The organism is Xenophilus sp. Marseille-Q4582 (genome assembly GCF_916700565.1).
In the GTDB taxonomy this organism is placed as follows: Bacteria; Pseudomonadota; Gammaproteobacteria; order Burkholderiales; family Burkholderiaceae_C; genus Xenophilus.
The window spans coordinates 863,701-886,355 of sequence record NZ_CAKAKO010000006.1; the positions used below are offsets into that span (position 1 = coordinate 863,701).

Annotated in this window: 19 protein-coding genes; 15 read left to right on the top strand and 4 right to left on the bottom strand. The window is 70.7% G+C overall.

All coding sequences use genetic code 11. The features are described 5' to 3' along the window. Positions 1–6: 6 nt before the first annotated feature. On the bottom strand, positions 7–1,236 hold the full coding sequence (gene pncB, locus LG388_RS24285) for a nicotinate phosphoribosyltransferase (RefSeq protein ID WP_225785113.1): 1,230 nt from the start codon (positions 1,234–1,236) through the stop codon (positions 7–9). A gap of 185 nt (positions 1,237–1,421) precedes the next feature. Here pncB and LG388_RS24290 point away from each other — a divergent pair, with 185 nt between their 5' ends. Then, positions 1,422–1,655, top strand: coding sequence for a CsbD family protein (locus tag LG388_RS24290; protein ID WP_225785114.1), 234 nt, complete (start codon positions 1,422–1,424; stop codon positions 1,653–1,655). 74 nt (positions 1,656–1,729) lie between these two features. Continuing rightward, entirely contained in the window at positions 1,730–2,128 is a 399-nt protein-coding gene (locus LG388_RS24295) for a hypothetical protein (protein ID WP_225785115.1), read from the top strand. Between the two features lie 72 nt (positions 2,129–2,200). On the opposite strand, the gene LG388_RS24300 is transcribed toward LG388_RS24295, so the two are convergent. Continuing rightward, positions 2,201–2,638 (bottom strand): thioesterase family protein, encoded by a 438-nt coding sequence (locus LG388_RS24300; RefSeq protein ID WP_225785116.1) that lies wholly within the window; start codon positions 2,636–2,638, stop codon positions 2,201–2,203. 233 nt (positions 2,639–2,871) lie between these two features. Here LG388_RS24300 and LG388_RS24305 point away from each other — a divergent pair, with 233 nt between their 5' ends. Both LG388_RS24305 and LG388_RS24310 read left to right on the top strand, forming a co-directional pair. Next, positions 2,872–3,429 (top strand): phasin family protein, encoded by a 558-nt coding sequence (locus LG388_RS24305; RefSeq protein ID WP_225785117.1) that lies wholly within the window; start codon positions 2,872–2,874, stop codon positions 3,427–3,429. A gap of 196 nt (positions 3,430–3,625) precedes the next feature. Further along, positions 3,626–4,384 (top strand): 3-hydroxyacyl-CoA dehydrogenase, encoded by a 759-nt coding sequence (locus tag LG388_RS24310; protein WP_225785118.1) that lies wholly within the window; start codon positions 3,626–3,628, stop codon positions 4,382–4,384. A gap of 9 nt (positions 4,385–4,393) precedes the next feature. Here LG388_RS24310 and LG388_RS24315 read toward each other — a convergent pair whose 3' ends face one another. Beyond that, a complete protein-coding gene (locus LG388_RS24315) occupies positions 4,394–5,350 on the bottom strand; it encodes a YihY/virulence factor BrkB family protein (RefSeq protein WP_225785119.1) in 957 nt (318 codons plus the stop codon). Positions 5,351–5,555: 205 nt separating this feature from the next. Here LG388_RS24315 and dnaG point away from each other — a divergent pair, with 205 nt between their 5' ends. The 10 genes from dnaG (at position 5,556) to LG388_RS24365 (ending at position 19,220) form a co-directional block, all read left to right on the top strand. After that, entirely contained in the window at positions 5,556–7,574 is a 2,019-nt protein-coding gene (gene dnaG / locus LG388_RS24320) for a DNA primase (RefSeq protein WP_225785120.1), read from the top strand. A gap of 391 nt (positions 7,575–7,965) precedes the next feature. Next, on the top strand, positions 7,966–10,350 hold the full coding sequence (rpoD, locus tag LG388_RS24325; protein WP_225785121.1) for an RNA polymerase sigma factor RpoD: 2,385 nt from the start codon (positions 7,966–7,968) through the stop codon (positions 10,348–10,350). Between the two features lie 192 nt (positions 10,351–10,542). Beyond that, a complete protein-coding gene (locus tag LG388_RS24330) occupies positions 10,543–11,775 on the top strand; it encodes a multidrug effflux MFS transporter (protein WP_225785122.1) in 1,233 nt (410 codons plus the stop codon). Positions 11,776–11,860: 85 nt separating this feature from the next. Beyond that, positions 11,861–13,330, top strand: coding sequence for a DUF2868 domain-containing protein (locus LG388_RS24335; RefSeq protein WP_225785123.1), 1,470 nt, complete (start codon positions 11,861–11,863; stop codon positions 13,328–13,330). A gap of 28 nt (positions 13,331–13,358) precedes the next feature. Further along, the gene (locus LG388_RS24340; RefSeq protein ID WP_225785124.1) at positions 13,359–14,822 is read left to right on the top strand and encodes a GTPase/DUF3482 domain-containing protein; all 1,464 of its coding nucleotides are present in this window, start codon (positions 13,359–13,361) and stop codon (positions 14,820–14,822) included. 380 nt (positions 14,823–15,202) lie between these two features. Further along, entirely contained in the window at positions 15,203–15,979 is a 777-nt protein-coding gene (locus LG388_RS24345) for a glutamine amidotransferase (protein WP_225785125.1), read from the top strand. A gap of 115 nt (positions 15,980–16,094) precedes the next feature. Then, a complete protein-coding gene (locus LG388_RS24350) occupies positions 16,095–16,739 on the top strand; it encodes a phosphatidylcholine/phosphatidylserine synthase (RefSeq protein ID WP_225785126.1) in 645 nt (214 codons plus the stop codon). A 173-nt stretch (positions 16,740–16,912) separates the two neighbouring features. Beyond that, positions 16,913–18,094 (top strand): HPP family protein, encoded by a 1,182-nt coding sequence (locus LG388_RS24355; protein WP_225785127.1) that lies wholly within the window; start codon positions 16,913–16,915, stop codon positions 18,092–18,094. Between the two features lie 28 nt (positions 18,095–18,122). Next, positions 18,123–18,797 carry a histidine phosphatase family protein gene (locus LG388_RS24360; protein ID WP_225785128.1) on the top strand — a complete coding sequence of 225 codons (675 nt, stop codon included), beginning with the start codon at positions 18,123–18,125 and terminating at the stop codon, positions 18,795–18,797. Between the two features lie 183 nt (positions 18,798–18,980). Further along, complete coding sequence (locus tag LG388_RS24365; RefSeq protein ID WP_225785129.1) at positions 18,981–19,220, top strand: hypothetical protein; 240 nt, start codon at positions 18,981–18,983, stop codon at positions 19,218–19,220. Between the two features lie 88 nt (positions 19,221–19,308). Here LG388_RS24365 and LG388_RS24370 read toward each other — a convergent pair whose 3' ends face one another. After that, entirely contained in the window at positions 19,309–19,503 is a 195-nt protein-coding gene (locus LG388_RS24370; protein WP_225785130.1) for a hypothetical protein, read from the bottom strand. A gap of 365 nt (positions 19,504–19,868) precedes the next feature. On the opposite strand from LG388_RS24370, the gene mutS reads away from it, so the two are divergent. Continuing rightward, the gene (gene mutS, locus LG388_RS24375; RefSeq protein WP_225785131.1) at positions 19,869–22,466 is read left to right on the top strand and encodes a DNA mismatch repair protein MutS; all 2,598 of its coding nucleotides are present in this window, start codon (positions 19,869–19,871) and stop codon (positions 22,464–22,466) included. Positions 22,467–22,655: the final 189 nt, after the last annotated feature.

Sequence of the window (22,655 nt, forward strand, 5' to 3'; positions counted from 1 at the left end):
GCCCCCTCAGCCTGCGGCGGCCGCCGCAGGGGCCGGAATCTCGAACACCTGGCGCAGATAGGCCAGGTACTTCTCGTCCTCGCACATGTTCTTGGAGGGCGTATCCGACAGCTTGGCCACCGGCTGGCCGTTGCAGCGGATCATCTTGATCACGATCTGCAGCGGCTCGTAGCCCAGGTCGTTGGTGAGGTTGGTGCCGATGCCGAAGGCCAGCTGGCAGCGGCCGCGGAACTGGCGGTACAGCTCGATGGTGCGCGGCATGGTCAGGCCGTCGCTGAAGATCAGCGTCTTGGTCAGCGGGTCCACGCGGTTGGCGTGGTAATGGGCGATCATGCGCTCGCCCCAGTGGAAGGGGTCGCCGCTGTCGTGGCGCGCGCCGTCGAAGAGCTTGCAGAAATACAGGTCGAAGTCGCGCAGGAAGGCGCTCATGCCGTAGACGTCGGACAGCGCGATGCCCAGGTCGCCGCGGTATTCGCGCGCCCACATCTCGAAGCCGTAGATCTGGCTGTCGCGCAGCCGAGGGCCCAGCGCCTGGCAGGCCTGCAGGTATTCGTGCGCCATGGTGCCCAGCGGGATCAGGCCCAGCTTCATCGCATACAGCACGTTGCTGGTGCCGGCCAGTTGCGGCATGCGGTCGGGCTCGCTCGGGCTGCCGGCCACGCCCACGGCGCCCAGGCGCGTGCTCAGGGTGCGCAGCACTTCCTCGTGCCATTGCTGCGAGAAGCGGCGGCGCGTGCCGTAGTCGGCGATCTTCAGCTCTTCCAGGCCGGCGGCCTGCAGCTCGGCGATCTTGGTGTCGAGCCGGCGGCGGCCCTCGGCCAGGTCGGGCTGCGGCTGCGTGTTGCGGAAGTAGACCTCGTTGACGATCGCCAGCACCGGGATCTCGAACAGGATCGTGTGCAGCCACGGCCCGCGGATGTGGATCTCGATCTCGCCCGAAGGCAAGGGCGTGATGTCGATGTACTTCTCGTTCAGGCGGAAAAGGCCCAGGAAGTCGACGAAGTCGCTCTTGATGAAGCGCAGCGAACGCAGGTAGGCCAGTTCGGCCTCCTTGAACTGCAGGTTGCACAGGCCCCGCACTTCCTCGCGGATCTCGTTGGCGAAACGCGCCAGGTTCACGCCGGGATTGCGGCACTTGAAGCGGTACTCCACCTTGGCGCCCGGAAAGTGGTGCAGCACCACCTGCATCATCGTGAACTTGTAGAGGTCGGTATCAAGAAGGCTCTGGATGATCATGGTGCGCGGGCGCTTGTCTCGGCGGGATGGCGGCGGTGTCCGGGCCATTATCACGGGCCCCGTCGGCCTGTGCCTACGGTCCCTTTTTCGAGCGTCCTACCGTGTGCAGACCGGGCACGCACGAGAGTTCGGGGCACGGTGCAGCAACCCGCTGCCGCCGAATCACGGAACCCAAGGAGATTCGCATGAACAAGGACATCATCGAAGGCAACTGGAAGCAGCTCAAGGGCAAGGTCAAGGAGCAGTGGGGCAAGCTCACCGACGACGACTTCGATGTGATCGCTGGCAAGCGCGACCAGCTGCTGGGCCGCATCCAGGAGCGCCATGGCGTGAGCCGCGACGAAGCGGAAAAGCAGGTGCAGCAGTGGGAGAACGCGGAAGGCCGCACGCCGGCGGCCCTGTGGTTCGAGAAGTACTGAGCGCCGCCGCCCCGGACCGGCACGTTCGTGCATCCCCTTCCCTCATCCTCACACAACATCCCAAGGAAAAGATCATGAAGAAGCAACTGCTGATGATGGCCCTCGCATCGGGCCTGCTCGTGGCCACGCAGGCCAACGCGATGACCCGCGACGAATACAAGGCGGCCAGCGACCGCATCGAAGCCGACTACAAGGCCGCCAAGGCGCAGTGCGACGCGCTCAAGGACAACGCCAAGGACGTGTGCGAGAAGGAAGCCAAGGGCAAGCAGAACGTCGCCAAGGCTGAACTGGAGCACAGCTACAAGCCCAGCCCGGCGGCCGCGCGCAAGGTGGCCGAAGAGAAGGTCAAGGCGGAATACGAAGTCGCCAAGGAAAAGTGCGACGACATGAAGGGCGACGCCAAGAACGCCTGCGAGAAGGAGGCCAAGGCCGCCGAAGCACGGGGCAAGGCCGAAGTGCGCGCGATGAAGTAAGTGCCGCGTGAAGGGCTCGGGCCCGAACGGCAGGGCGGCGTCCCCAGGGGCGCCGCTTTTTTTCGGCCCGGCTCAGGCGCGCAGTTTGCCGATCACCGCCTGCAAGGCGGCCGGCAGCGGCACGGGCCGCTGGGTGGCGCGGTCCACGTACACATGGACGAAATGGCCTTGTGCCGCCGCGCTGTCGCTGCCCTGGGCGAACAGGCCGATCTCGTAGCGCACGCTCGAACTGCCGGCATGCGCGACGCGGATGCCGGCCTGCACCACCTGCGGAAAGGCCAGCGGCGCAAAGTAGTTGCACTGCGTCTCGACCACGAAGCCGATGGTCTGGCCGCCGTGGATGTCCAGCGCGCCCTCCTCGATCAGCAGCGTGTTCACCGCCGTGTCGAACCAGCTGTAGTAGACGACGTTGTTGACGTGGCCGTAGACGTCGTTGTCCATCCAGCGGGTGGGAATGTCGCGAAAGGCCCGGTAGCTGCTGCGGGCCTGGGGGGAAGGACGGCTGCTCATGGGCCGGGATTCTGCCAGCCGGCCCCGGCCTCCCCGCCACGCACGCGACACCGCCGGGCGCGCCGCGGGCCGCGGGCCGCGGCCGTTTCTAGGCTGCGACCTCTAATATGCTGCAACGCAACAAAAATGTCTTGTGGGCGTCCACAGCGCTTCCTATACTTCCTTCCATGCTGCAGTGCAACAAACCCGTTGGTGCAGCACCCCTGCAACCTTTACCTCGAACGGAGTTCTCCATGGCACTGACCGCTGACCAACTGCTCGCCGCCCACAAGGCCAACGTCGAAGCCCTTTTCGGCCTGACCACCAAGGCCTTCGAAGGCGTCGAGAAGATCATCGAACTGAACGTGACGGCCTCCAAGGCCGCCCTGAACGAGGCTTCGGAAACGGCCCAGGCCGTGCTGAGCGCCAAGGACGCGCAGGAGTTGCTGGCCCTGCAAGCCAGCCTGATGCAGCCCCTGGCCGAGAAGACCGCCGCCTACAGCCGCCACCTGTTCGAAATCGCCCAGGGCACGAGCAACGAGTTCTCCAAGGCTTTCGAAGCCAAGGCCAGCGAAGCTCAGCAAAGCTTCGCCAACCTGGTCGACAGCGCCGCCAAGAACGCGCCCGCCGGCTCCGAAACAGCGGTGGCCATGTTCAAGAGCGCTCTTTCGGCCGCCAACAACGCCTACGAATCCATGCAGAAGGCCGTGAAGCAGGCTTCCGACGTGGCCGAAGCCAACTTCAACGCCGTGCAATCGCAGGCCGTGGCTGCCGCCAAGAGCGCCACCAAGACTGCCGCCGCCAAGCGCTGAGCCGTCCTGCAGGCGGCCGGCCCGTGGGACCGTCCGCCCTCCGGTTGTCTCCTTGGGTCCCCGGACCCAATTCAGGCCCCGTCCCCGTGACGGGGCTTTTTTTCGCCTGTTCCGCCGGCCGGGGCGGGGAAGGCCGGCCCGGGCACCCTGCCTCTCTATCATCGCGGCTTTCCAATCACGCGAGAGAGACAGCAAGATGCAGATCCAAGGCAAGGTATTCATCGTCACGGGCGGCGCTTCGGGCCTGGGCGAAGGCACGGCGCGCATGCTGGCCGAGAACGGCGCCAAGGTCGTGATCGCCGACATGCAGGCCGACAAGGGCGAAGCGGTGGCCCAGTCCATCGGCGGCGTGTTCGTGAAATGCGACGTGAGCCAGGAGGCCGACGGCCAGGCCGTGGTGGCGGCGGCCCAGAAGCTGGGCAAGCTGGTGGGCCTGGTCAACTGCGCCGGCATCGCGCCGGCCGAGAAGACCGTGGGCAAGAACGGCCCGCATGCGCTGGCCACCTTCGAGAAGACGCTGCGCGTGAACCTGCTGGGCAGCTTCAACATGATCCGCCTGGCCGCGGCCGCCATGTCGGCCAACGAGCCCGAGCCCACGGGCGAGCGCGGGGTGCTGATCTCCACCGCCTCGGTCGCGGCCTACGACGGCCAGATCGGCCAGGCCGCGTACAGCGCCAGCAAGGGCGGCGTGGTCGGCATGACGCTGCCCATCGCGCGCGACCTGGCGCGCAACGGCATCCGCAACATGACCATCGCGCCCGGCATCTTCGGCACGCCCATGCTCTTCGGCATGCCGCAGGAGGTGCAGGACGCGCTGGCCGCCAGCGTGCCCTTCCCCTCGCGCCTGGGCACGCCGGCCGACTATGCCAAGCTGGCCAAGCACATCATCGAGAACGACATGCTCAACGGCGAGGTGATCCGCCTGGACGGCGCGATCCGCCTGGCGCCGAAGTAAGCCGCTGGCTCAGGGCCCGTCGGAGCGCCGCCTGCTTTTCAGCGCGCGCGCCGCGGTCGCGGCCGTGGTCGCGCTGCGCTCGAGCCGCTCGTACTGCGCGATGACCTGGGCGCCGAAGAGCAGGAACATGGCGGCGATCTCCAGGCTCAGCAGCACCACGATCGCCGTGGTGAGCGAGCCGTAGACCACGTTGACCTGCGACAGCGTGGAGAAGTACCAGACCAGCACGCGCCGCGTCACTTCCCACAGCAGGGTGGCCGTGATGCCGCCCATCAGCGCATGCCGCAGCGACAGGCGGCCCACCGGCATCACGAGGTAGAGCGAGGTGAGCAGGAACACCTCGCCGCCCAGCCCCAGCAGGTACAGCAGCACGCCCGAGACGCCGCTCAGCGACCAGCTGCGCCCGAACAGCTCCACGCTTTCGCGCCCGATCACCTGCAAGGCGCCTGACACCAGCGTGACCAGCAGCAGGCCCACGCACAGGAAGAGGATGTAGAGGTAGGGCATCACGGCCGACACCAGGAAATGGCGGCCATGCGTGCGCGCACGGTGGTGGAAGATCACGGCCATGGCGCTTTCGAGCACCGTGAAGGCCAGCGAGCTGAAGAAGATCATCGTCACCAGCAGCACCGGGCCCAGCAGGTCGCGGTGCTGCAGGAAGTTCGACAGTTCCTCGACGATGGCGCCCGACTGCCCCGGCAGCAGCCAGCCCAGGTAGCGGCCCACGGTGGTCAGCAGCAGTTCCTGCGGCAGCACGTGCGACAGGGCGATCACGGCCAGGATCAGCAGCGGCACGATGGACAGCAGCGCGTAGTACGCCACCGCCCCGGCCAGCAGCAGCCCCTGCTTGGCGCGGAACTCGCGCAGCGCCTGCCACAGGAAGCGCAGCGGATGCCGCCAGAGCGCGAGTTGTCCGTGCAGGAACGCGTGCAGGGAGGTGGCCAAGGACGAACGGGACTCGGGCATCGGAAGGCGAAAGGGCCCGCAGGCCGGAAGCGGCAAGGGCCGCAGTATCCGATGCGCGAGGGCGCGCGGCGCGGCCATGCCGGCCCCAGGGACGGGGGCTTGGCCCTGCGACCGCAGCCGGGGCCCTGCGTATGATGCGCCCCTTCCCGGCTGCCGCCCGGCCTCCCGACCTTCGCCGCCCGACCTCCGCCTGCATTGCGCCGCCATGGCGATTCCCCAGTCTTTCATCCAGGAACTGCTCGCCCGCGCCGACATCGTCGAGATCGTCGGCCGGTACGTGCCGCTGAAGAAAGGCGGGGCCAACTTCATGGGGCTGTGCCCCTTCCACGGGGAGAAGTCGCCCTCCTTCTCGGTCAGCCCGACCAAGCAGTTCTACCACTGCTTCGGCTGCGGGGCGCACGGCAACGCCATCGGTTTCCTCATGGAGCATGGTGGCATGGGCTTCGTGGAGGCGGTGCACGACCTGGCCGGCCAGTACGGGCTGCAGGTGCCCGAGGACGATGCCTCGCCCGCCGAGCGCGCGCGTGCCGCGGCCCAGCGCGAGAAGCAGGCGACGCTGAGCGACGTGCTCGAAAAGGCCGCCGAGGCGTATCGCAAGCTGCTGCGCCAGTCGCCCCGGGCCATCGCGTACTTCAAGGGCCGCGGCGTGTCGGGCGAGACCGCCAGGGCCTTCGGCCTGGGCTACGCGCCCGAAGGCTGGCGCACGCTGGCGGGCGTGTTCCCGGACTACACCGACCCGCTGCTGGCCGAAAGCGGCCTCGTGATCGTGGGCGAGGACGGCGAAGACAAGCGCTACGACCGCTTCCGCGACCGCGTGATGTTTCCCATCCGCAACGTCAAGGGCGAGTGCATCGGCTTCGGCGGGCGCGTGCTGGGCGACCGTGACGGAACGTCACCTTCCGGTGCCGGGCCCAAGTACCTCAATTCGCCGGAGACGCCGGTGTTCAGCAAGGGCCAGGAGCTGTACGGCCTGTTCGAGGCCCGCGCGGCCCTGCGCGACAAGGGCTATGCGCTGGTCACCGAAGGCTACATGGACGTGGTGGCGCTCGCGCAGCTGGGCTTTCCGAATGCGGTGGCCACGCTGGGCACGGCCTGCACGCCCGACCATGTGCGCAAGCTGTTCCGCTTCACGGACGCCGTGGTGTTCAGCTTCGACGGCGACGCCGCGGGCCGGCGCGCGGCGCGCAAGGCGCTCGAGGCCACCCTGCCCTTCGCCACCGACACGCGCAGTGCCAAGTTCCTGTTCCTGCCGGCCGAGCACGACCCCGACAGCTTCATCCGCGCGCATGGCGAAGCCGCCTTCGCGCGCTTCGTGGCCGAGGCCACGCCGCTGTCGCGCTTCATGGTCGAAGTGGCGCGCGAGGGCTGCGACCTGGACACGGCCGAGGGCCGCGCCCTGCTGGCCAGCCATGCGCGGCCGCTGTGGTCGGCCCTGCCTGCCGGCGCGCTCAAGCACCAGATGCTGGCCGAGTTCGCCGAACTGATCCAGCTCGACAGCCGGGAACTGAGCGGCCTGTGGGGAAGCAGCCCGCCCCCACGTGCCGGCCGCCCCCCCACTCCGGCACCGCGCGCGGATGCCTCCCCCGAGGACTTGCCCTGGGAAGCGCGCGAAGCCTGGAGTCCGCCCGGCAGCGGCTCGGGCGAAGCTCGGGGCGGCGGCTGGGGCGCCTCAGGCAGCGGCCGGTGGGCCGAGCGCGGCGGCGGCAAATGGGGCCGCAAGGGCGCCTCCGGCCCGCCACCCGGCCCGCGCGGCCGGCTGCAGCCCTTGTCGCGGGCCGACGTGGCGGTGCGGCTGCTGCTGTCGAACCCGTCCGAGTGGGAGGCCCTGTCGCACGAACAGCAGGAACTGCTGTGCGGCCTGCCCGCGCCGCACGGCACGCTTTTCGCTTGGTTCGAAAGCCAGGTGCACGAACAGGGGCTGCAGCCCTGGGCGGCGCTGCGCGAAGGCCTGCGCGGCCACGAATGCGAGGCCATGGCGCTCAAGCTCATGGCCCACACCGCCACCCTGCAGCCCGGCGACGACGCGCGCGATCCGCAGGCCGAACAGCGGGCGGAACTGCACAACGTGCTCGACTTCATGCTCGACGAGGCGCTCAAGGCGCAGCAGAACGCGGCGCTGGCGCAGGTGGGCAGCGACCCGCAGGCGCTGGAGCGCTACAAGGCCCTGGAACAGCGGCGCGTCGCGCTGCGCCTGCGCCTGCGCCGCCATGCCCCGGACGCCTGAGGCGTGAACGGACCCGCGCCCTGCGCGGCGGCTCGAGCCGCTCTTCGGGGGCCGCACCCTTGAAACGTCCGCTCGCGGCTATAATTGCCTGTTACGCCAACAGCAAGAGCGACAGCGGCACCTCCGGCCCCGCCCGGCGTCCAAGCACAGGACGCAGCATCCCGACACAGGATCAGGGCACCCTCGTTTCGAGGGATCTCCGCAAGGACCGCACACCAAATGTTCGCCCGCCCATCTTGCTGCGAAGGCTGACCCGTGGCCCCGCCGGGCCGCAGGCCCCGCCTTCGTCCGTGTCCGTTTCTGCCTGCTTTGCGCCGCCCCGCAGGGTTTCCCCGTGCGGGAGGGGCGCCCGTGATTCCGCTCGTCCGTCGTTCTTGATCAATGAGGTCTTATGCCCAGTTCCAAGAAGCCAGCAGCCAAGTCCGCCCCCAAAGCCAGCGCCAAGGCCGCAGATCAACCCGTGAGGAAAGCCGCTGCTGCTGCGGCGGCGACCAAGACCCCGGCGAACGCGGCCACCCGGACCGCGCCCGCCTCTTCTGCAAAGACCGTTAAGACCGTGCCCAAGAAACTCGATGCCGCCGATGAATTCCTGAAGGCCGCTGCCGCCGCCGCCAAGGCCGCCGCCCCTGCCAAGAAGAAGCCGGGCCGCCCGCCCAAGGCCGCTGCCGCCGCGGAAAAGGAAGGCGCCACGGCCGTGGCCGCCAAGCGCGGCCGCAAGCCCAAGGCCAAGGAGGACAAGGAGCCGGAGGAGGACTTCTCCGACGTCGAGGCCGAATTCGCCGAGGAAGAACCTGCGGCGGCGGCCGAAGCCACCCCGGAGAAGGCCAAGCCGCTGCGCATGAAGATCAGCAAGGCCAAGGAACGCGCCTTGATGAAGGAATTCGGCCTGGACGAGACCGTCCTGTCCGAAGAGGACATGGCCAAGCGCCGCCAGCGCCTGAAGGTGCTGATCACGCTGGGCAAGACCCGCGGCTACCTGACCCAGGGCGAAATCTCCGACCACCTGCCCGACAAGCTGGTCGACGCCGAGACCATGGAAGTCGTGGTCACGATGCTCAACGACCTGGGCGTGGCCGTGTACGAGCAGACGCCCGACGCCGAGACGCTGTTCCAGAACAACGTCACGCCCACGGCCGCCACCGTGGAGGAAGCCGAGGAAGAAGCCGAAGCCGCCCTGTCCACCGTGGACAGCGAATTCGGCCGCACCACCGACCCCGTGCGCATGTACATGCGCGAAATGGGCACGGTGGAGCTGCTCACGCGCGAGGGCGAGATCGAGATCGCCAAGCGCATCGAAGGCGGCCTGATGGACATGATGCATGCCATCTCGGCCTCGCCCGCGACCATCGCCGAGATCCTCAAGATGGCGCAGGAGATCCGCGAGGGCAAGGTGGTCATCTCCACCATCGTCGACGGCTTCTCGAACCCCAACGAGGCCGACGACTATGTGGCCGAGGAAGACTTCGACGAGTTCGACGAGGAAGACGATGACGACGGCAACGGCGGCTCCAAGGCGCTGACCAAGAAGCTGGAAGAGCTCAAGAACGAGGCCCTCACCCGCTTCGACCGCATGGCCGACCTGTTCGAGAAGATCCACAAGATCTACGACAAGGAAGGCTATGGCTCGCCCGCGTACCTGAAGACGCAGGAAGCGCTGTCCAACGAGCTGATGACCATCCGCTTCACGGCCAAGACCATCGAGAAGCTGTGCGACATGCTGCGCGTGACGGTGGACGACGTGCGCAAGAAGGAGCGTGAGCTGCGCCGCATCATCGTGGACAAGTGCGGCTACCCGCAGGAGCAGTTCATCGCCGACTTCTCGGGCGTGGACAAGAACGGCAACAAGGTTGCCTCCAACCTGCTGAACCTCAAGTGGGTGGAAAAGCAGGCCGCCGCCGGCAAGCCCTGGAGCGCCGTGATGGAGCGCAACATTCCGCCGATCCAGGAGCTGCAGCAAAAGCTGATGGACATCCAGGCCCAGGTGGTGGTGCCGCTGGCCGAGCTCAAGGAAATCAACAAGCGCATGAACCAGGGCGAGGCCTCGTCGCGCGATGCCAAGAAGGAAATGATCGAGGCCAACCTGCGCCTCGTGATCTCCATCGCCAAGAAGTACACCAACCGCGGCCTGCAGTTCCTGGACCTGATCCAGGAAGGCAACATCGGCCTGATGAAGGCGGTCGACAAGTTCGAATACCGCCGCGGCTACAAGTTCTCGACCTACGCCACGTGGTGGATCCGCCAGGCCATCACCCGCTCGATCGCCGACCAGGCGCGCACCATCCGCATCCCGGTGCACATGATCGAGACGATCAACAAGATGAACCGCATCAGCCGCCAGCACCTGCAGGAGTTCGGCTTCGAGCCCGATGCGTCCATCCTGGCCGAGCGCATGGAGATCCCCGAGGACAAGATCCGCAAGATCATGAAGATCGCCAAGGAGCCGATCTCCATGGAAACGCCGATCGGCGACGACGACGATTCACACCTGGGCGACTTCATCGAGGACACCAACAACACGGCGCCGATCGAAGCGGCCATGCAGGCCGGCCTGCGCGACGTGGTCAAGGACATCCTCGACTCGCTGACGCCGCGCGAGGCCAAGGTGCTGCGCATGCGCTTCGGCATCGAGATGAGCACGGACCACACGCTGGAGGAAGTCGGCAAGCAGTTCGACGTCACCCGCGAGCGCATCCGCCAGATCGAGGCCAAGGCCCTGCGCAAGCTCAAGCACCCGAGCCGCTCGGACAAGCTGCGCTCCTTCATCGACAGCCTGTAAGGCCTCAGGCCGGCGTTGCGCGCGCCCCCGCGGCCCACGCGCGCAACGCCCCCCCGGCACCAGCCGTCGCTCCTTGCGGAGTGACGGCTTTTTTTCTTGGCTCCAGCCAGGTGGCGGCGGCGGCGGCACCGGCGCGCGCTTCGCGGGCCTCTGCTAGGCTCGGCGGCTTCGCCCACGCCTTCGCCTTCCTGCATGAATCCCGACGCCGACAAACTCTGGCAAGCCCCGCGCTGGGCCCTGGCCGTCCTGCTGGCGCTGCTGGGCATGCTGGGGCCCTTCTCCATCGACACCTACATTCCCGCCTTCGCGGGCATCGCCCAGTCCACGGGCGCCACGCCGGTGCAGATGCAGCAGACGCTGTCGGCCTACCTGTTCGGCTTCGCCTTCATGAACCTGTTCCACGGCGCGCTGTCGGACAGCTTCGGCCGCCGGCCGGTGATCCTGGTCGGGCTGGCGGTGTTCACGCTGGCCTCCATCGGCTGCGCGGTGGCGCAGACACCCACGCAGCTGATCGCCTGGCGCGCGCTGCAGGGCCTGTCGACCGGCGCCGGCATCGTGGTCTCGCGCGCGGTGATCCGCGACATGTTCCCGCCCTCCCAGGCGCAGAAGGTGATGAGCCAGGTGACGATCTATTTCGGCATCGCCCCGGCCATCGCGCCCATCATCGGCGGGCTGCTTTTCGTGCATGCGGGCTGGCACAGCATCTTCTGGTTCCTGGTCGGCGTGGGCGCCCTGCTCTTCGCCTTCAACTGGAAGATGCTGCCCGAGACGCTGCACGCCAGCCAGCGCCAGCCCTTCCAGGTCGGCCACCTGCTGCGCGGCTACTGGCAGCTATGCTCAGACCCGCGCTTCCTGCTGCTGGCGCTGGCCAGCGGCGTGCCCTTCAACGGCATGTTCCTCTACGTGCTGGCCGCGCCGGCCTTCCTGGGCGAGCACCTGCGGCTGGCGCCCACGCAGTTCTTCTGGTTCTTCGTGCTCAACATTGGCGGCATCATGCTGGGCTCGTGGGCGAGCGGCCGGCTGGCCGGCAAGGTGGCGCCCAAGCGCCAGATCCGCGACGGCTTCCTGATCATGGTGCTGAGCGCCGTGCTCAACGTGGCGGCCCATGCGCTGTTCGCCGCGCACTGGGCCTGGGCGCTGTGGCCGCTGGCCTTCTTCGCCTTCGGCTGGGCGCTGATGGTGCCGGTGGTCACGCTGCTGGTGCTGGACCTGCACCCGGCGCGCCGCGGCATGGCCTCGTCGCTGCAGGCCGTGATCGGCGCCACGGCCAACGGCCTGGTGGCGGGCGTGATCGCACCGCTGGTCATGCACTCCACCCTGGCCATGGCACTGACCTGCCTGGGCATGCTGGGCGTGGGCCTGGCGGCCTGGGTGGGGCTGCACCGGCGCTGGCCCGAGATCGGCCGCCACATCCAGGCCGGCTGACCGGCGGAGGCGGCCGGAAGGGGCCGCCATAATTCGCCGCGGCCGGCTGTGGTTCCGCAGCCGGCCTTCCCGGAGAAGGCAGAGATTGAGCAGCAGCCCCTGGCGTGAGCAAGACAAAGCGCTGAATGGCCCCGCGGCGCGGGCCTGGCTCAGCGAAGCGGTGCGCGTGCTCGAAGCCCGCGGCCCGCTCGAAGACCACGACGCGATGCGCCAGGCCAGCGCCGCGGGCGCGGGCGGCGCCGGCCATGGCGCGCAGATCGCCACCCGCGCCGCCGTGCTCGGCGAGCGGCTGGGCCTGCAGGCCGGCCTGATGCGCGCGCGCCGCGTCGCGCCCTGGGCCCTGCTGCTGGTGGGCTTGCTCATGGGCCTCGCGGGCGCGCTGCTGGCCGGCGCGGTGGTCGACGTGCAGGACCGCCGCATCAACGTGCTGGGCGCGCTGGTGGCGCTGCTGGGCGCCCACGCGCTCACCTTCCTCGCGTGGCTGATCGCGCTGCTGTGGCCCGGCGCCGGCCCGGCCGGCGGGGGCGGTGCGGCGCGGCTCTGGGCCTGGCTCACGGCGCGGCTGGCGCTGGGCCGCGGCGCCGAGGCGCAGGCGCTGCTGCAGGGCGGCCTGGCGCTGCTGGCCCGCGCGCGGCTGCTGCCCTGGGTCGGCGGACTGGCCAGCCACACGCTGTGGGCGGTGAGCCTGGTCGCGGCCATCGCCGCGCTGCTCTTCGCCCTCGGCTTCAGGCGCTACACGCTGGGCTGGGAAAGCACGCTGCTCACCCCCGACACCCTGGGCCGGGCGGTGCACGCCCTGGGCCGCCTGCCCGGCTGGCTGGGCTTGCCGGTGCCCGATGCGGCGCTGCTGCAGGCCGGCGGCGAGGCTGCCGCGAACACGGCGCGCGACCGCCAGCTGGCCTGGTGGCTGATCGGCTGCGTGGCGGTGTACGGGCTGCTGCCCCGCCTGCTGGCCCTGGGCCTTTGTGCCGCCGTGTGGCGCCGGCGCCGCCCGCGCCTGCGGCCCGACCTGGCGCTGCCCTACTACCGCCAGCTGATCGCGCGGCTCGATGCCCTGGCGCCGGCCACCGTGGTCGACGCCGACACCGTGCGCCACGACTGGGACCTGGCGCGCCACAGCCTGGCCGCCGAGACCCGCGCCGGCTGGGCCGTGGTCGGCTTCGAGCTGCCGCCCGAGCAGCCCTGGCCGCCGCAGCCGCTGCCCGCGCCGCTGCACCTGGTGGCGCACATCGCCGGCACGGCCGCCGAACGCCAGCAGCTGCTGCAGCAACTGGCCGAGCTGCGCCCGCGCCTGCTGCTGCTGGCGGTGTCGGCCGCTTCCAGCCCCGACCGCGGCACCGAGCGCTTCCTGCGCGAGCTGCTGCCCGTGTGCGGCGAATGCCGCCTGTGGCTCAGCGCACCACCGGCCGCGGACACCCCGGAGGGCGCGCAGGCGGCCGCCGAACCGGCCGGCGCCGCACGCTGGCGCCGCTGGCTCGCCGACCTCGGCCTGTCCGAGGTGCACAGCTTCGTCGCCTGGGACGACGCGCGCCGCGATCCCCTGGCCCACGCGTGAACGCCTCCTGAACCCCGGACTGCCCGCCATGCGCGAAACCCTGCACATCGCCGTCGTCGGCCACACCAACGCGGGCAAGACCTCGCTGCTGCGCACACTCACGCGGCGCGCGGACTTCGGCGAGGTGTCCGAGCGGCCCGGCACCACCCGGCATGTGGAAGCCATCGACCTGCGCACCGAGGACGCGCAGGGCCGCCCGCATGCGGCCGTGCGCTTCTACGACACGCCCGGCCTCGAGGATGCCGTGACGCTGCTCGCCCATGTGGCGCAGTTGCCCGGGGCGACGCGGCCCGAGCGCATCCGCGCCTTCCTGGCCGGGCCCGAGGCGCACGGCGTGTTCGAGCAGGAAGCGAAAGTGCTGCGCCAGATGCTGGCGGTGGACGCGGCCTTCCTGGTCATCGACACGCGCGAGCCCGTGCTGCCCAAGTACCACGCCGAGTTGGAGCTGCTGGGCTCCTGCGCGCGGCCGGTGATGCCGGTGCTGAACTTCGTGCGCGATGGCGCGAGCCGCGAGGCGGCATGGCGCGCCCTGCTGTCGGACGCCGGGCTGCACGCGGTGGTGCGCTTCGACGCGGCCGCGCCCTTCACCGGCGCGGAGCGCGAGCTGTTCCACGACCTGGGCACCCTGCTGCCCGCGCACCGCGAAGCCCTGCGTGACGTGGCCGCGCATCTGGCGCGCGAGGCCCAGGCGCGCCGCCAGGCTGCCTGCCGCGTGCTGGCCGCCAGCCTGGTCGAAGGCGCCGCCCTGCGCCGCCGCGTGCCCGAGGCACTGATGCAGCAGCCCGCGCAGCGCGATGCGCAGGTCGCCGCGCTGCGCGCGCAGATCCATGCGCATGCCCAGCGCGCCGTGGATGCACTGCTGGCCCTGCACGGCTTTCGTGCCGGCGACGCCGCCGAAGCCCCCCTGCCCGCGCTGCAGGGCCGTGAAGGCATGGATCTGTTCGATCCCGAGGCGCTGCGCCAGACCGGCGTGCGCCTGGGCCAGGGGGCGGCCGTGGGTGCGGCGGTCGGCGCCGCGGCGGACCTGGCCGTCGCCGGGCTGTCGCTGGGCGCCGGCATGGCGCTGGGCGGGCTGATCGGCGGCACGCTGGCGCAGGGCTGGGGGCCGCTGGGCCGGCGCCTGCAGAGCCGCTGGCAGGGCCTGCGGGAGCTGCAGGTCGAAGATCCGGCGCTCTACCTGATGGCCGACTGGCAACTGCGCCTGCTGCTGGCGCTGGAGCAGCGCGGCCACGGCGCCACGGCGCGCACCGACGGCAGCCGCGCCGCGCTGCCGCCCGAGGCGGCCCGGGCCTTGGTCGCGGCCCTGGCCGCCGCGCGACCGGCGCGCAGCCAGCCGGGCTGGTTTCCCGAAGGGCCGGATTCGGCCGCGCGCATGCCGGCGGCCCGGGAACGTTGCGTGGATGAGGTGGCTGCCCACGTGCAGGCCGCGGCGCAGGCGGCCGCATCGGCAGCCCCGGGCGCGCCTTCGTCGCCGGCCGCTCCGTCGCGCTGAGCCGGCGCGCACGCGGCCCGGCCCGGTCGGCTGCGTCCGCTGCCTGCGGCCCTGCACGTCCTACAGCGCCCGGGGCGCGCTTCCGACGGGTCCGCCGGCCGGTGTAGGCCCACACTGAGGGCACTCGTTTCGCTAGGAGCTACTCAGCATGAATACCGTGATCTACATCGTTGGCCTGGTCGTCGTCATCGCAGCCATCCTCTCCTTCTTCGGCCTGCGCTGAGGCCGCCCGCGCGCGGCCTGCGAGGGGCGGGCTGCGCGATCGCGCACCGTTGCGCGCTCGCCTGGCGCGCTGGCGCCCTCCCTGTCGCGCCAGGCCGCCGCGGTGCGCAATCACCGGCGGGTCCGGCCAACGACGGCGAAGAAGGCATCATCACGGGATGTCTTCCTCGCTTCCTTTCGGCGCATCCGCGGCCGACCTGTCTTCGCGTTCCTTCCTGATCCTCAAGCTCGGCGATACCTGGGCCGAGGCCGCGCGCGCGCTCGGCGATTTCGAGCACTGGATCGCGCGCGGCCTGGCCGCCGCCGGCTTGCCGCTGCGCGTGCTGGACCCGCGGCGCGGCGACGCGCTGCCCGATCCGCAGCAGGTGGCCGGCGTGGTGATGACCGGCTCGCATGCCATGGTGACCGAGCGCGCAGCCTGGAGCGAGGCGGTGGCCGCCTGGCTGCGCGTTGCCGTGCCGGCCGGCGTGCCCGTGCTCGGCATCTGCTATGGCCACCAGCTGCTGGCCGATGCGCTGGGCGGCAAGGCGGGCGACCACCCGACGGGCCTGGAGCTGGGCACGGTGCAGGTCCGCCGCCTGCCCGCGGCGCACGGCGATGCGCTGTTCGGCGCCCTGCCCGACGGCTTCCCCGTCCAGGTGGTCCACCGCCAAAGCGCGCTGCGCCTGCCGCCCGGCGCCGTCGCCCTGGCCGCCAACGACTGGGAGCCGCACCAGGCGTTCCGGGTCGGCACGCGGGCCTGGGGCGTGCAATTCCACCCCGAGTTCAGCGCGGCGGCCATGCAAGCCTATGTCGACCGGCTCGGCGCCGATGCGTCCGCGCCGCCGCAGGTGGGCGACACACCGGCATCGGCCAGCCTGCTGCCGCGCTTCGCCCGACTGGTGCGCGGGCACGAGGCGCAGCGGCAGCGGCCGGCGCCCGCCCGGGCCGCCTGAAGCGCGGCGCCGCGCATTCGACGCCCGGCGCCGGGAATGGGCCTGCGGGCCGGCCGGCAGGCCCACGCGGCCTGCGATGACAGCCGCCGCCCCCGCGCCCCTGCACAATTCCTGCATGCCGCACACGGACCCCTCGCCCCCCGCGCCGCGCCGCCATTTCACGATGATCCGGGAGTTCCACCTCGCGGACTTCTTCACGCTCGGCAATGCCGCCTGCGGCGTGGGCGCCGTGTTCCTGGCCATGGCCTTCGTCGCGAGCGGCGAACTGCGGCATTTCTACCTGGCCGCCGCCCTGGCGCCGGCCGCCTTCGTCTTCGACGTGCTGGACGGGCGCATCGCGCGCTGGCGGCAGAACTCTTCCCCGCTGGGTCGTGAGCTGGACTCGCTGGCCGACGTGATCTCCTTCGGCGTCGCGCCCGCGGCGCTGGGCTTCGCGGCCGGGCTGCGCGGCGGCTGGGACGCCGTGCTGCTGATCTATTTCGTGTGCTGCGGCGTGAGCCGGCTCGCGCGCTTCAACGTCACCGCCGAAACGCTCTCTGCCGGCGGCGACAAGGTGAAGTATTTCGAAGGCACGCCCATCCCGACCAGCGTGGCCCTGGTCGGCCTGCTGGCCTGGGCCGCGGCCCAGGGGCGGCTGGGCGACGCAGTGTGGGGCGGCGGCTGGCTGCTGGGCCCGTGGACGCTGCATCCCCTGGCGCTGCTCTATGCCCTGTCAGGCACGCTGATGATCAGCAAGACCCTGCGCATCCCCAAGCTGTAGGGTCTGTCGCGCGCGCACGTGCACGGGAACGGTGCACGGCCTAGACTGGCGGCTTGCGGCCGGGCCGCACCAGGGCTTCGTGCCGGCTTCGTGCGCCAAGGGCTGCCGCGCGCATGCCGCCGCGGCCCTCGCTTCTCCCGGGCCGCGCATTGCGATCCCTTTCCTGCCTGCGCGTGAGCCCTCCTCCGGCCTCCCCTTCCGTCCCCCGACTCCAACGGCTGCGCGAAGCCTTCGTGTCGCTGCTGCCCGCCGTGCTGCGCGTGGACACGCGCGAGCGGCTGCGCGCCACGCTGGGCGCCGGGCTGGGCCTGTTCTTCACCGCGCTGCTGAGCCACGCCCTGGCCGCGCGGGCCGGGGACATGGGCAAAGTCGCCTGGCTCATCGCGCCCATGGGTGCCAGTGCCGTGCTGGTCTTCGCCGTGCCGGCCAGCCCGCTGGCGCAGCCCTGGTCGGTGATCGGGGGCAACACGCTGTCGGCGCTGGTGGGCATGGCCTGCGTGGCGCTGATCCCCGACCCGGCGCTGGCGGCCGCGGCGGCGGTGAGCCTGGCCATCAGCCTGATGTTCGCGCTGCGCTGCCTGCACCCGCCGGGCGGCGCCTCGGCGCTGCTGATCGTGCTGATGCAGGTGCGCGATCCACATTTCGCGCTGTTTCCCGTGCTCGGCAACTCGCTGCTGCTGGTGCTGGCCGGCGTGGTCTACAACAGCCTCACGGGCCGGGCCTACCCGCACCGGCAGCGCGCCGCCGCGCCCGCGCCGGGCCAGCCGGCGAGCCGCTTCACGAGTGCCGACTTCGATGCCGCCCTGGCCCATTACAACCAGGTGCTGGACATCAGCCGCGACGACCTGGAAGGCCTGCTGCGCGAAGCCGAACTGGCCGCCTGGCACCGCACGCTGGGCGAGTTGCGCTGCGAAGACGTGATGTCGCGCACGCTGGTCAAGGCCGAGTTCGGCACGCCGCTGTCGCAAGCCTGGCAATTGCTGCGCACGCACCGCATCAAGGCGCTGCCCGTGGTCGACCGCGCCGACCGCCTGATCGGCATCGTGACGCTGGCCGACTTCATGCGCCATTCGATGGGCGAGCACCGCAGCGTCGAGGGCCTGGGCCAGCGCCTGCGCGTGCTGCTGCGGCCGAGCCGGCGCACGCACAGCCGCAAACCCGAGGTGGTCGGCCAGCTGATGAGCGCCGCCGTGAGCACGGCCCGGCCCGAACAGCGCGTGGTCGAGCTGATCCCGCTTTTTTCCGAAGCCGGCCACCACCACCTGCCCATCGTCGATGCCCACGGCCGCGCCGTCGGCATCCTCACGCAGTCGGACCTGGTGCGCGTGCTCTCGCGCGCGGCGCAGCCCGGCTGAACCGCCTTCCACCTCCCATCAAGGTTCCATGAACACGCCTGCCCTCGCTTGCGCCGCAACGGCTCCCCCACGCTCCCGCGGGCTGGAGCGCCTGATCGAACTGGCTTGCGCGCGGCCGCTGCAGCCGCGATGCGGCGAGTTCTATTTCCTGCGCCATGGGCAGACGCCCCGCAACGCCCTGCGCATCTTCCAGAGCTACGACGAGCCGCTGTCGGCGCTGGGCGAGCAGCAGGCCGAGGCCGCCGCGGCGGTGCTGGCGCGCGAGCCGATCCGCCGCATCGTCTGTAGCGACGCGCGCCGCGCCCTGCACACGGCCCAGACCGTGGCCGCGAGGCTGAAGCTCGAACCGCTGGCCCAGCCCCTGCTGCGCGAGCGGCATTTCGGCGCGCTGATCGGCACCTCGTCGGCCGACATCGACTGGGACTGCGCCCCTGAAGGCGGGGAGACGCTGGCCCAGTTCATCGACCGCAAGCGCGAGGCCCTGGGGGCCGCGCTCGAAGGAGAAGGGCCGGTGCTGGTCGTGGCCCATGGCGGTTCGCTCTACGTCCTGGCTGCGCTGCTGTCGGTGCCGCTGGAAGCAGCCCTTCTGGCCAATGCACACCCGTTGCACTTTCGCTGCGGCGCGAACGGCTGGCAGGCCCGCTCGCTCGGCCCCCTGGACGCGGCCGCTGCCGCGGCGGCGGCCGGCAGCGCCCTGGCCTGAGCGGCCCGCCGGGGCACGGGGCCCCTTCGCGCCACGCACGAAACACCCCTTCCCAGCCTTGCCGGGGTGTGCGCGGCAGCACACTCGGGCGCAAAGACACACTGGAGACAGGCGCTGCGTGAACAAATGCCTCGCGGTGGTCAGCGGTCGGCAGTACAACCGGCCCATCCCAAAGGCAAGCCCATGACAAAGCCCTCTCAAGACGCTTCACTTGCTGCCAGCGATGACGCTTCTTCGCTGGGTCATGAGTACGTGCTGAGCCAGCCCCTGGAACTGCCGGAGTTCGGCGGTTGGGGCGGCGGCAGGTCCGATGCCGCAGCCGTGCCCCTGGAGCAACTGGACGCCCGGGACGTCCAGGCGTTCCGCCAATGGCAGGACGCGCTGCGGGCCGTGCGCCAGGCCCTCACCGGCCGGCGTTCCTGACACCTTCCTGCGCCGGACGAGGCCGGCCCGGCCACGCGCGATTGCGCCGACGGGCTTGCGGCCGCCTGTGCGATGCGGCGAAAGCGGCTCAGTTCGGCAGCGGCGGCGGCTCGGTCCAGGGCCGCATGCCCCGCAGTTCACGGCACAGGCGCTGCGCTTCGGCCCGCGCACCCGGCTCCTGCCGCGCCATCGCCTCCACCTGCTCGGCATACGCATCTGTCAAGGCGGCCCAGCGCATGAACCTGGCATCCATGCTCGGCACCGTCACGGCTTTCTGCTGCATGTCGCGTCCCCCGATCCGGCCTGCGAAAGGCAGGCCCTGGTTTTCTTGATCAAAGATTAACTTAACCGCGCCAAGCGCGCCCGGCCCGTGCGCGGCGCCAATCGGCCTTTGCGTTCCTGCACTATTTCACGAACTCCCGCGCCGGTGATCAAGCGCGAATGTGAGGAAGCCTTCACGTCTGCCGGGCCGCGGCCGGGCCGTCCACGGGCACCGCGATAATCGCGCAACCGCCCCTTCACTGCGTGGCGGATGCATCCGGACGGTTCGCCGCGCCCCCTGCGAAGACCAGCACAGGCAGCCACTTGCAAGAAAACACCCTGACGAATCAGAGACCTGCGAAAGACGACTTTTCGCAGCACACCCCCATGATGGCGCAGTACCTGCGCCTCAAGGCCGACCATCCGCAGACGCTGCTGTTCTACCGGATGGGCGACTTCTACGAACTGTTCTATGCCGATGCCGAGAAGGCCTCGCGCCTGCTGGACATCACGCTCACCCAGCGCGGACAGTCGGCCGGCCAGCCCGTCGTGATGTGCGGCGTGCCTTTTCACTCGATGGAAAGCTACCTGGCGCGGCTCATCAAGCTCGGCGAATCGGTGGCGATCTGCGAACAGGTGGGCGAAGTGGGGGCGGGCAAGGGCCCTGTGGAGCGCAAGGTGGTGCGCGTGGTCACGCCCGGCACCCTGACGGATGCCGAACTGCTGACCGACAAGCGTGAAGCCCTGCTTGTGGCCGTGCATGCCGGCCCCCGCCACACGCTGGGCCTGGCCTGGCTCAGCGTGACCGGCGCCGTGCTGCACCTGGCCCAGTGCGAGGCCGAAGCCCTGGAAGCCTGGCTGGCCCGCATCGGCGCCAGCGAACTGCTCTACAGCGCCGAGGTCACGCCCGCCTTCGAGCAGCGCCTGAAGCATGCGCGCGAGCAGTCGGGCGGCGCCTTCACGCTGGCGCTGCGCCCGGCGTGGCAGTTCGACGCGAAGCTGGGCGAGCGCAAGCTGCTCGAACAGATGCAGGCGGCCAGCCTGCAGGCCTGGGGCGCCGACACCCTGCCCGAGGCGCAGGCCGCCGCCGCCGCGCTGCTGGGCTATGCCGAACACACGCAGGGCCGGGCCCTGAGCCACCTGCAGCGCATCCAGGTCGAACGCGCCGACGACCTGATCGACCTGCCGCCCACCACGCGCCGCAACCTGGAGTTGGTGCAGACCCTGCGCGGCGAGGATTCGCCCACGCTCTTTTCGCTGCTGGACACCTGCATGACCGGCATGGGCAGCCGCGCGCTGCGCCGCTGGCTGCTGGCGCCGCGCCGCGAGCGCACCGAGGCGCAGCTGCGCCTGGAGGCCATCGCCGCGCTGCACCGCCCCGCGCCGGGCCAGACCGCGGCGCCCTGGAAGCTGCTGCGCGACCAGCTCAAAAACACCAGCGACGTGGAGCGCATCGCCGCGCGCATCGCTTTGCGGCAGGCACGCCCGCGCGAGCTGCTGGCGCTGTGCCTGGCGCTGGCCAAGGCGCAGCAGCTGGCGCCGCTGCTGCCCGCGCAGGGCGCGCTGCTCACGCACCTGGCGGCCGAGCTGGAGCCCCCCGCAGGCTGCGGTGAGCTGCTGAGCGCCGCCATCGCGCCCGAACCTGCGGCGCTGGTGCGCGACGGCGGCGTGATCGCGCGCGGGCACGACGCCGAACTCGACGAGCTGCGGGCCATCAGCGAGAACTGCGACGACTTCCTCCTGCAGCTCGAAGTGCAGGAGCGCAACCTCACGGGCATCGCCAACCTGCGCGTGCAATTCAATCGCGTGCACGGCTTCTACATCGAGGTGACACAGAGCGCGCTGGGCAAGGTGCCCGCGCACTACCGCCGCCGCCAGACGCTGAAGAACGCCGAGCGCTTCATCACGCCCGAACTCAAGGCCTTCGAGGACAAGGCCCTGTCGGCGCAGGAGCGCGCGCTGGCGCGCGAGAAATGGCTCTACGAGCAGTTGCTCGATGCGCTGCAGGTGCATGTGCCGGCACTCACGCGTGTGGCCGAGGCGCTGGCCACGCTGGACGCCCTCGCGGCGCTGGCCGAACGCGCGCTCACGCTCGACTGGCACGCGCCCAGCTTCGTCAACCATCCGTGCATCGAGATCGAAAAGGGCCGCCACCCGGTGGTCGAAGCGCGGCTGGCGGAGAAGTCCGCCGGCGCCTTCATCGCCAACGACACGCGCCTGGGCCCGAACCAGCGCATGCAGGTGATCACGGGCCCCAACATGGGCGGCAAGTCCACCTACATGCGGCAGGTGGCCATCATCGTGCTGCTGGCGTCCATGGGCTCCTTCGTGCCTGCGGCCCGCTGCCGGCTGGGGCCCATCGATGCGATCCACACGCGCATCGGCGCGGCCGACGACCTGGCCAACGCCCAGTCCACCTTCATGCTGGAGATGACCGAGGCGGCGCAGATCCTGCACGCCGCCACGCCGCATTCGCTGGTGCTGATGGACGAGATCGGCCGCGGCACCAGCACCTTCGACGGGCTGGCGCTGGCGTCCGGCATCGCGGCGCAGCTGCATGAGCGCACGCGCGCCTTCACGCTCTTCGCCACGCACTACTTCGAACTGACGGAGTTCCCGGCGCAGTACCACGCGGCCGTCAACATGCATGTGAGCGCCACCGAGGCGGGCCGCGACATCGTGTTCCTGCACGAGGTCCAGCCCGGCCCGGCCAGCCGCAGCTACGGCATCCAGGTGGCGCGCCTGGCCGGCATGCCGGCCCAGGTGGTGCAGCATGCGCGCCAGGCCCTGCAGGCGCTGGAGGCGCAGCAGAGCGACGCGCGCGCGCAGGTCGACCTGTTCGCACCGCCGCCCGCGGCCGACGTGCCCGAAGCCAGCGCGATCGAGGCGGCGCTCGCCGCCATCGACCCCGACACGCTGAGCCCGCGCGAGGCGCTGGACGCGCTCTACGCGCTCAAGAAGCTGCAGCAGCGCGAACGCGCCTGAACAGGCCGGCCGGTGCTGCGGCGCGCCGCGAAGGCCCGGCTCGGCACCGCGGATTGCAGGCAAAAGCGCACGGCCGGGCGCCCGGACGGGCCCTCCCCGGCCCCTAGAATCCCAACGCTCGTGCCCGGCGCCCGTGTGTGCCGGCCTCCCTTGTCCCTCGACCGTTTCCCATCGTGCGCGCTCCCGGCA

What these genes read in the sequence shown, in the direction of transcription:
- LG388_RS24350 (WP_225785126.1), top strand. Translation starts at nt 16,095, where the DNA reads ATGCCGCACACGGACCCCTCGCCCCCCGCGCCGCGCCGCCATTTCACG.
- LG388_RS24290 (WP_225785114.1), top strand. Translation starts at nt 1,422, where the DNA reads ATGAACAAGGACATCATCGAAGGCAACTGGAAGCAGCTCAAGGGCAAG.
- LG388_RS24340 (WP_225785124.1), top strand. Translation starts at nt 13,359, where the DNA reads ATGCGCGAAACCCTGCACATCGCCGTCGTCGGCCACACCAACGCGGGC.
- LG388_RS24365 (WP_225785129.1), top strand. Translation starts at nt 18,981, where the DNA reads ATGACAAAGCCCTCTCAAGACGCTTCACTTGCTGCCAGCGATGACGCT.
- LG388_RS24310 (WP_225785118.1), top strand. Translation starts at nt 3,626, where the DNA reads ATGCAGATCCAAGGCAAGGTATTCATCGTCACGGGCGGCGCTTCGGGC.
- LG388_RS24300 (WP_225785116.1), bottom strand. Translation starts at nt 2,638, where the DNA reads ATGAGCAGCCGTCCTTCCCCCCAGGCCCGCAGCAGCTACCGGGCCTTT.
- rpoD (WP_225785121.1), top strand. Translation starts at nt 7,966, where the DNA reads ATGCCCAGTTCCAAGAAGCCAGCAGCCAAGTCCGCCCCCAAAGCCAGC.
- LG388_RS24315 (WP_225785119.1), bottom strand. Translation starts at nt 5,350, where the DNA reads ATGCCCGAGTCCCGTTCGTCCTTGGCCACCTCCCTGCACGCGTTCCTG.
- dnaG (WP_225785120.1), top strand. Translation starts at nt 5,556, where the DNA reads ATGGCGATTCCCCAGTCTTTCATCCAGGAACTGCTCGCCCGCGCCGAC.
- mutS (WP_225785131.1), top strand. Translation starts at nt 19,869, where the DNA reads ATGATGGCGCAGTACCTGCGCCTCAAGGCCGACCATCCGCAGACGCTG.
- LG388_RS24360 (WP_225785128.1), top strand. Translation starts at nt 18,123, where the DNA reads ATGAACACGCCTGCCCTCGCTTGCGCCGCAACGGCTCCCCCACGCTCC.
- LG388_RS24330 (WP_225785122.1), top strand. Translation starts at nt 10,543, where the DNA reads ATGAATCCCGACGCCGACAAACTCTGGCAAGCCCCGCGCTGGGCCCTG.
- pncB (WP_225785113.1), bottom strand. Translation starts at nt 1,236, where the DNA reads ATGATCATCCAGAGCCTTCTTGATACCGACCTCTACAAGTTCACGATG.
- LG388_RS24305 (WP_225785117.1), top strand. Translation starts at nt 2,872, where the DNA reads ATGGCACTGACCGCTGACCAACTGCTCGCCGCCCACAAGGCCAACGTC.
- LG388_RS24370 (WP_225785130.1), bottom strand. Translation starts at nt 19,503, where the DNA reads ATGCAGCAGAAAGCCGTGACGGTGCCGAGCATGGATGCCAGGTTCATG.
- LG388_RS24345 (WP_225785125.1), top strand. Translation starts at nt 15,203, where the DNA reads ATGTCTTCCTCGCTTCCTTTCGGCGCATCCGCGGCCGACCTGTCTTCG.
- LG388_RS24295 (WP_225785115.1), top strand. Translation starts at nt 1,730, where the DNA reads ATGAAGAAGCAACTGCTGATGATGGCCCTCGCATCGGGCCTGCTCGTG.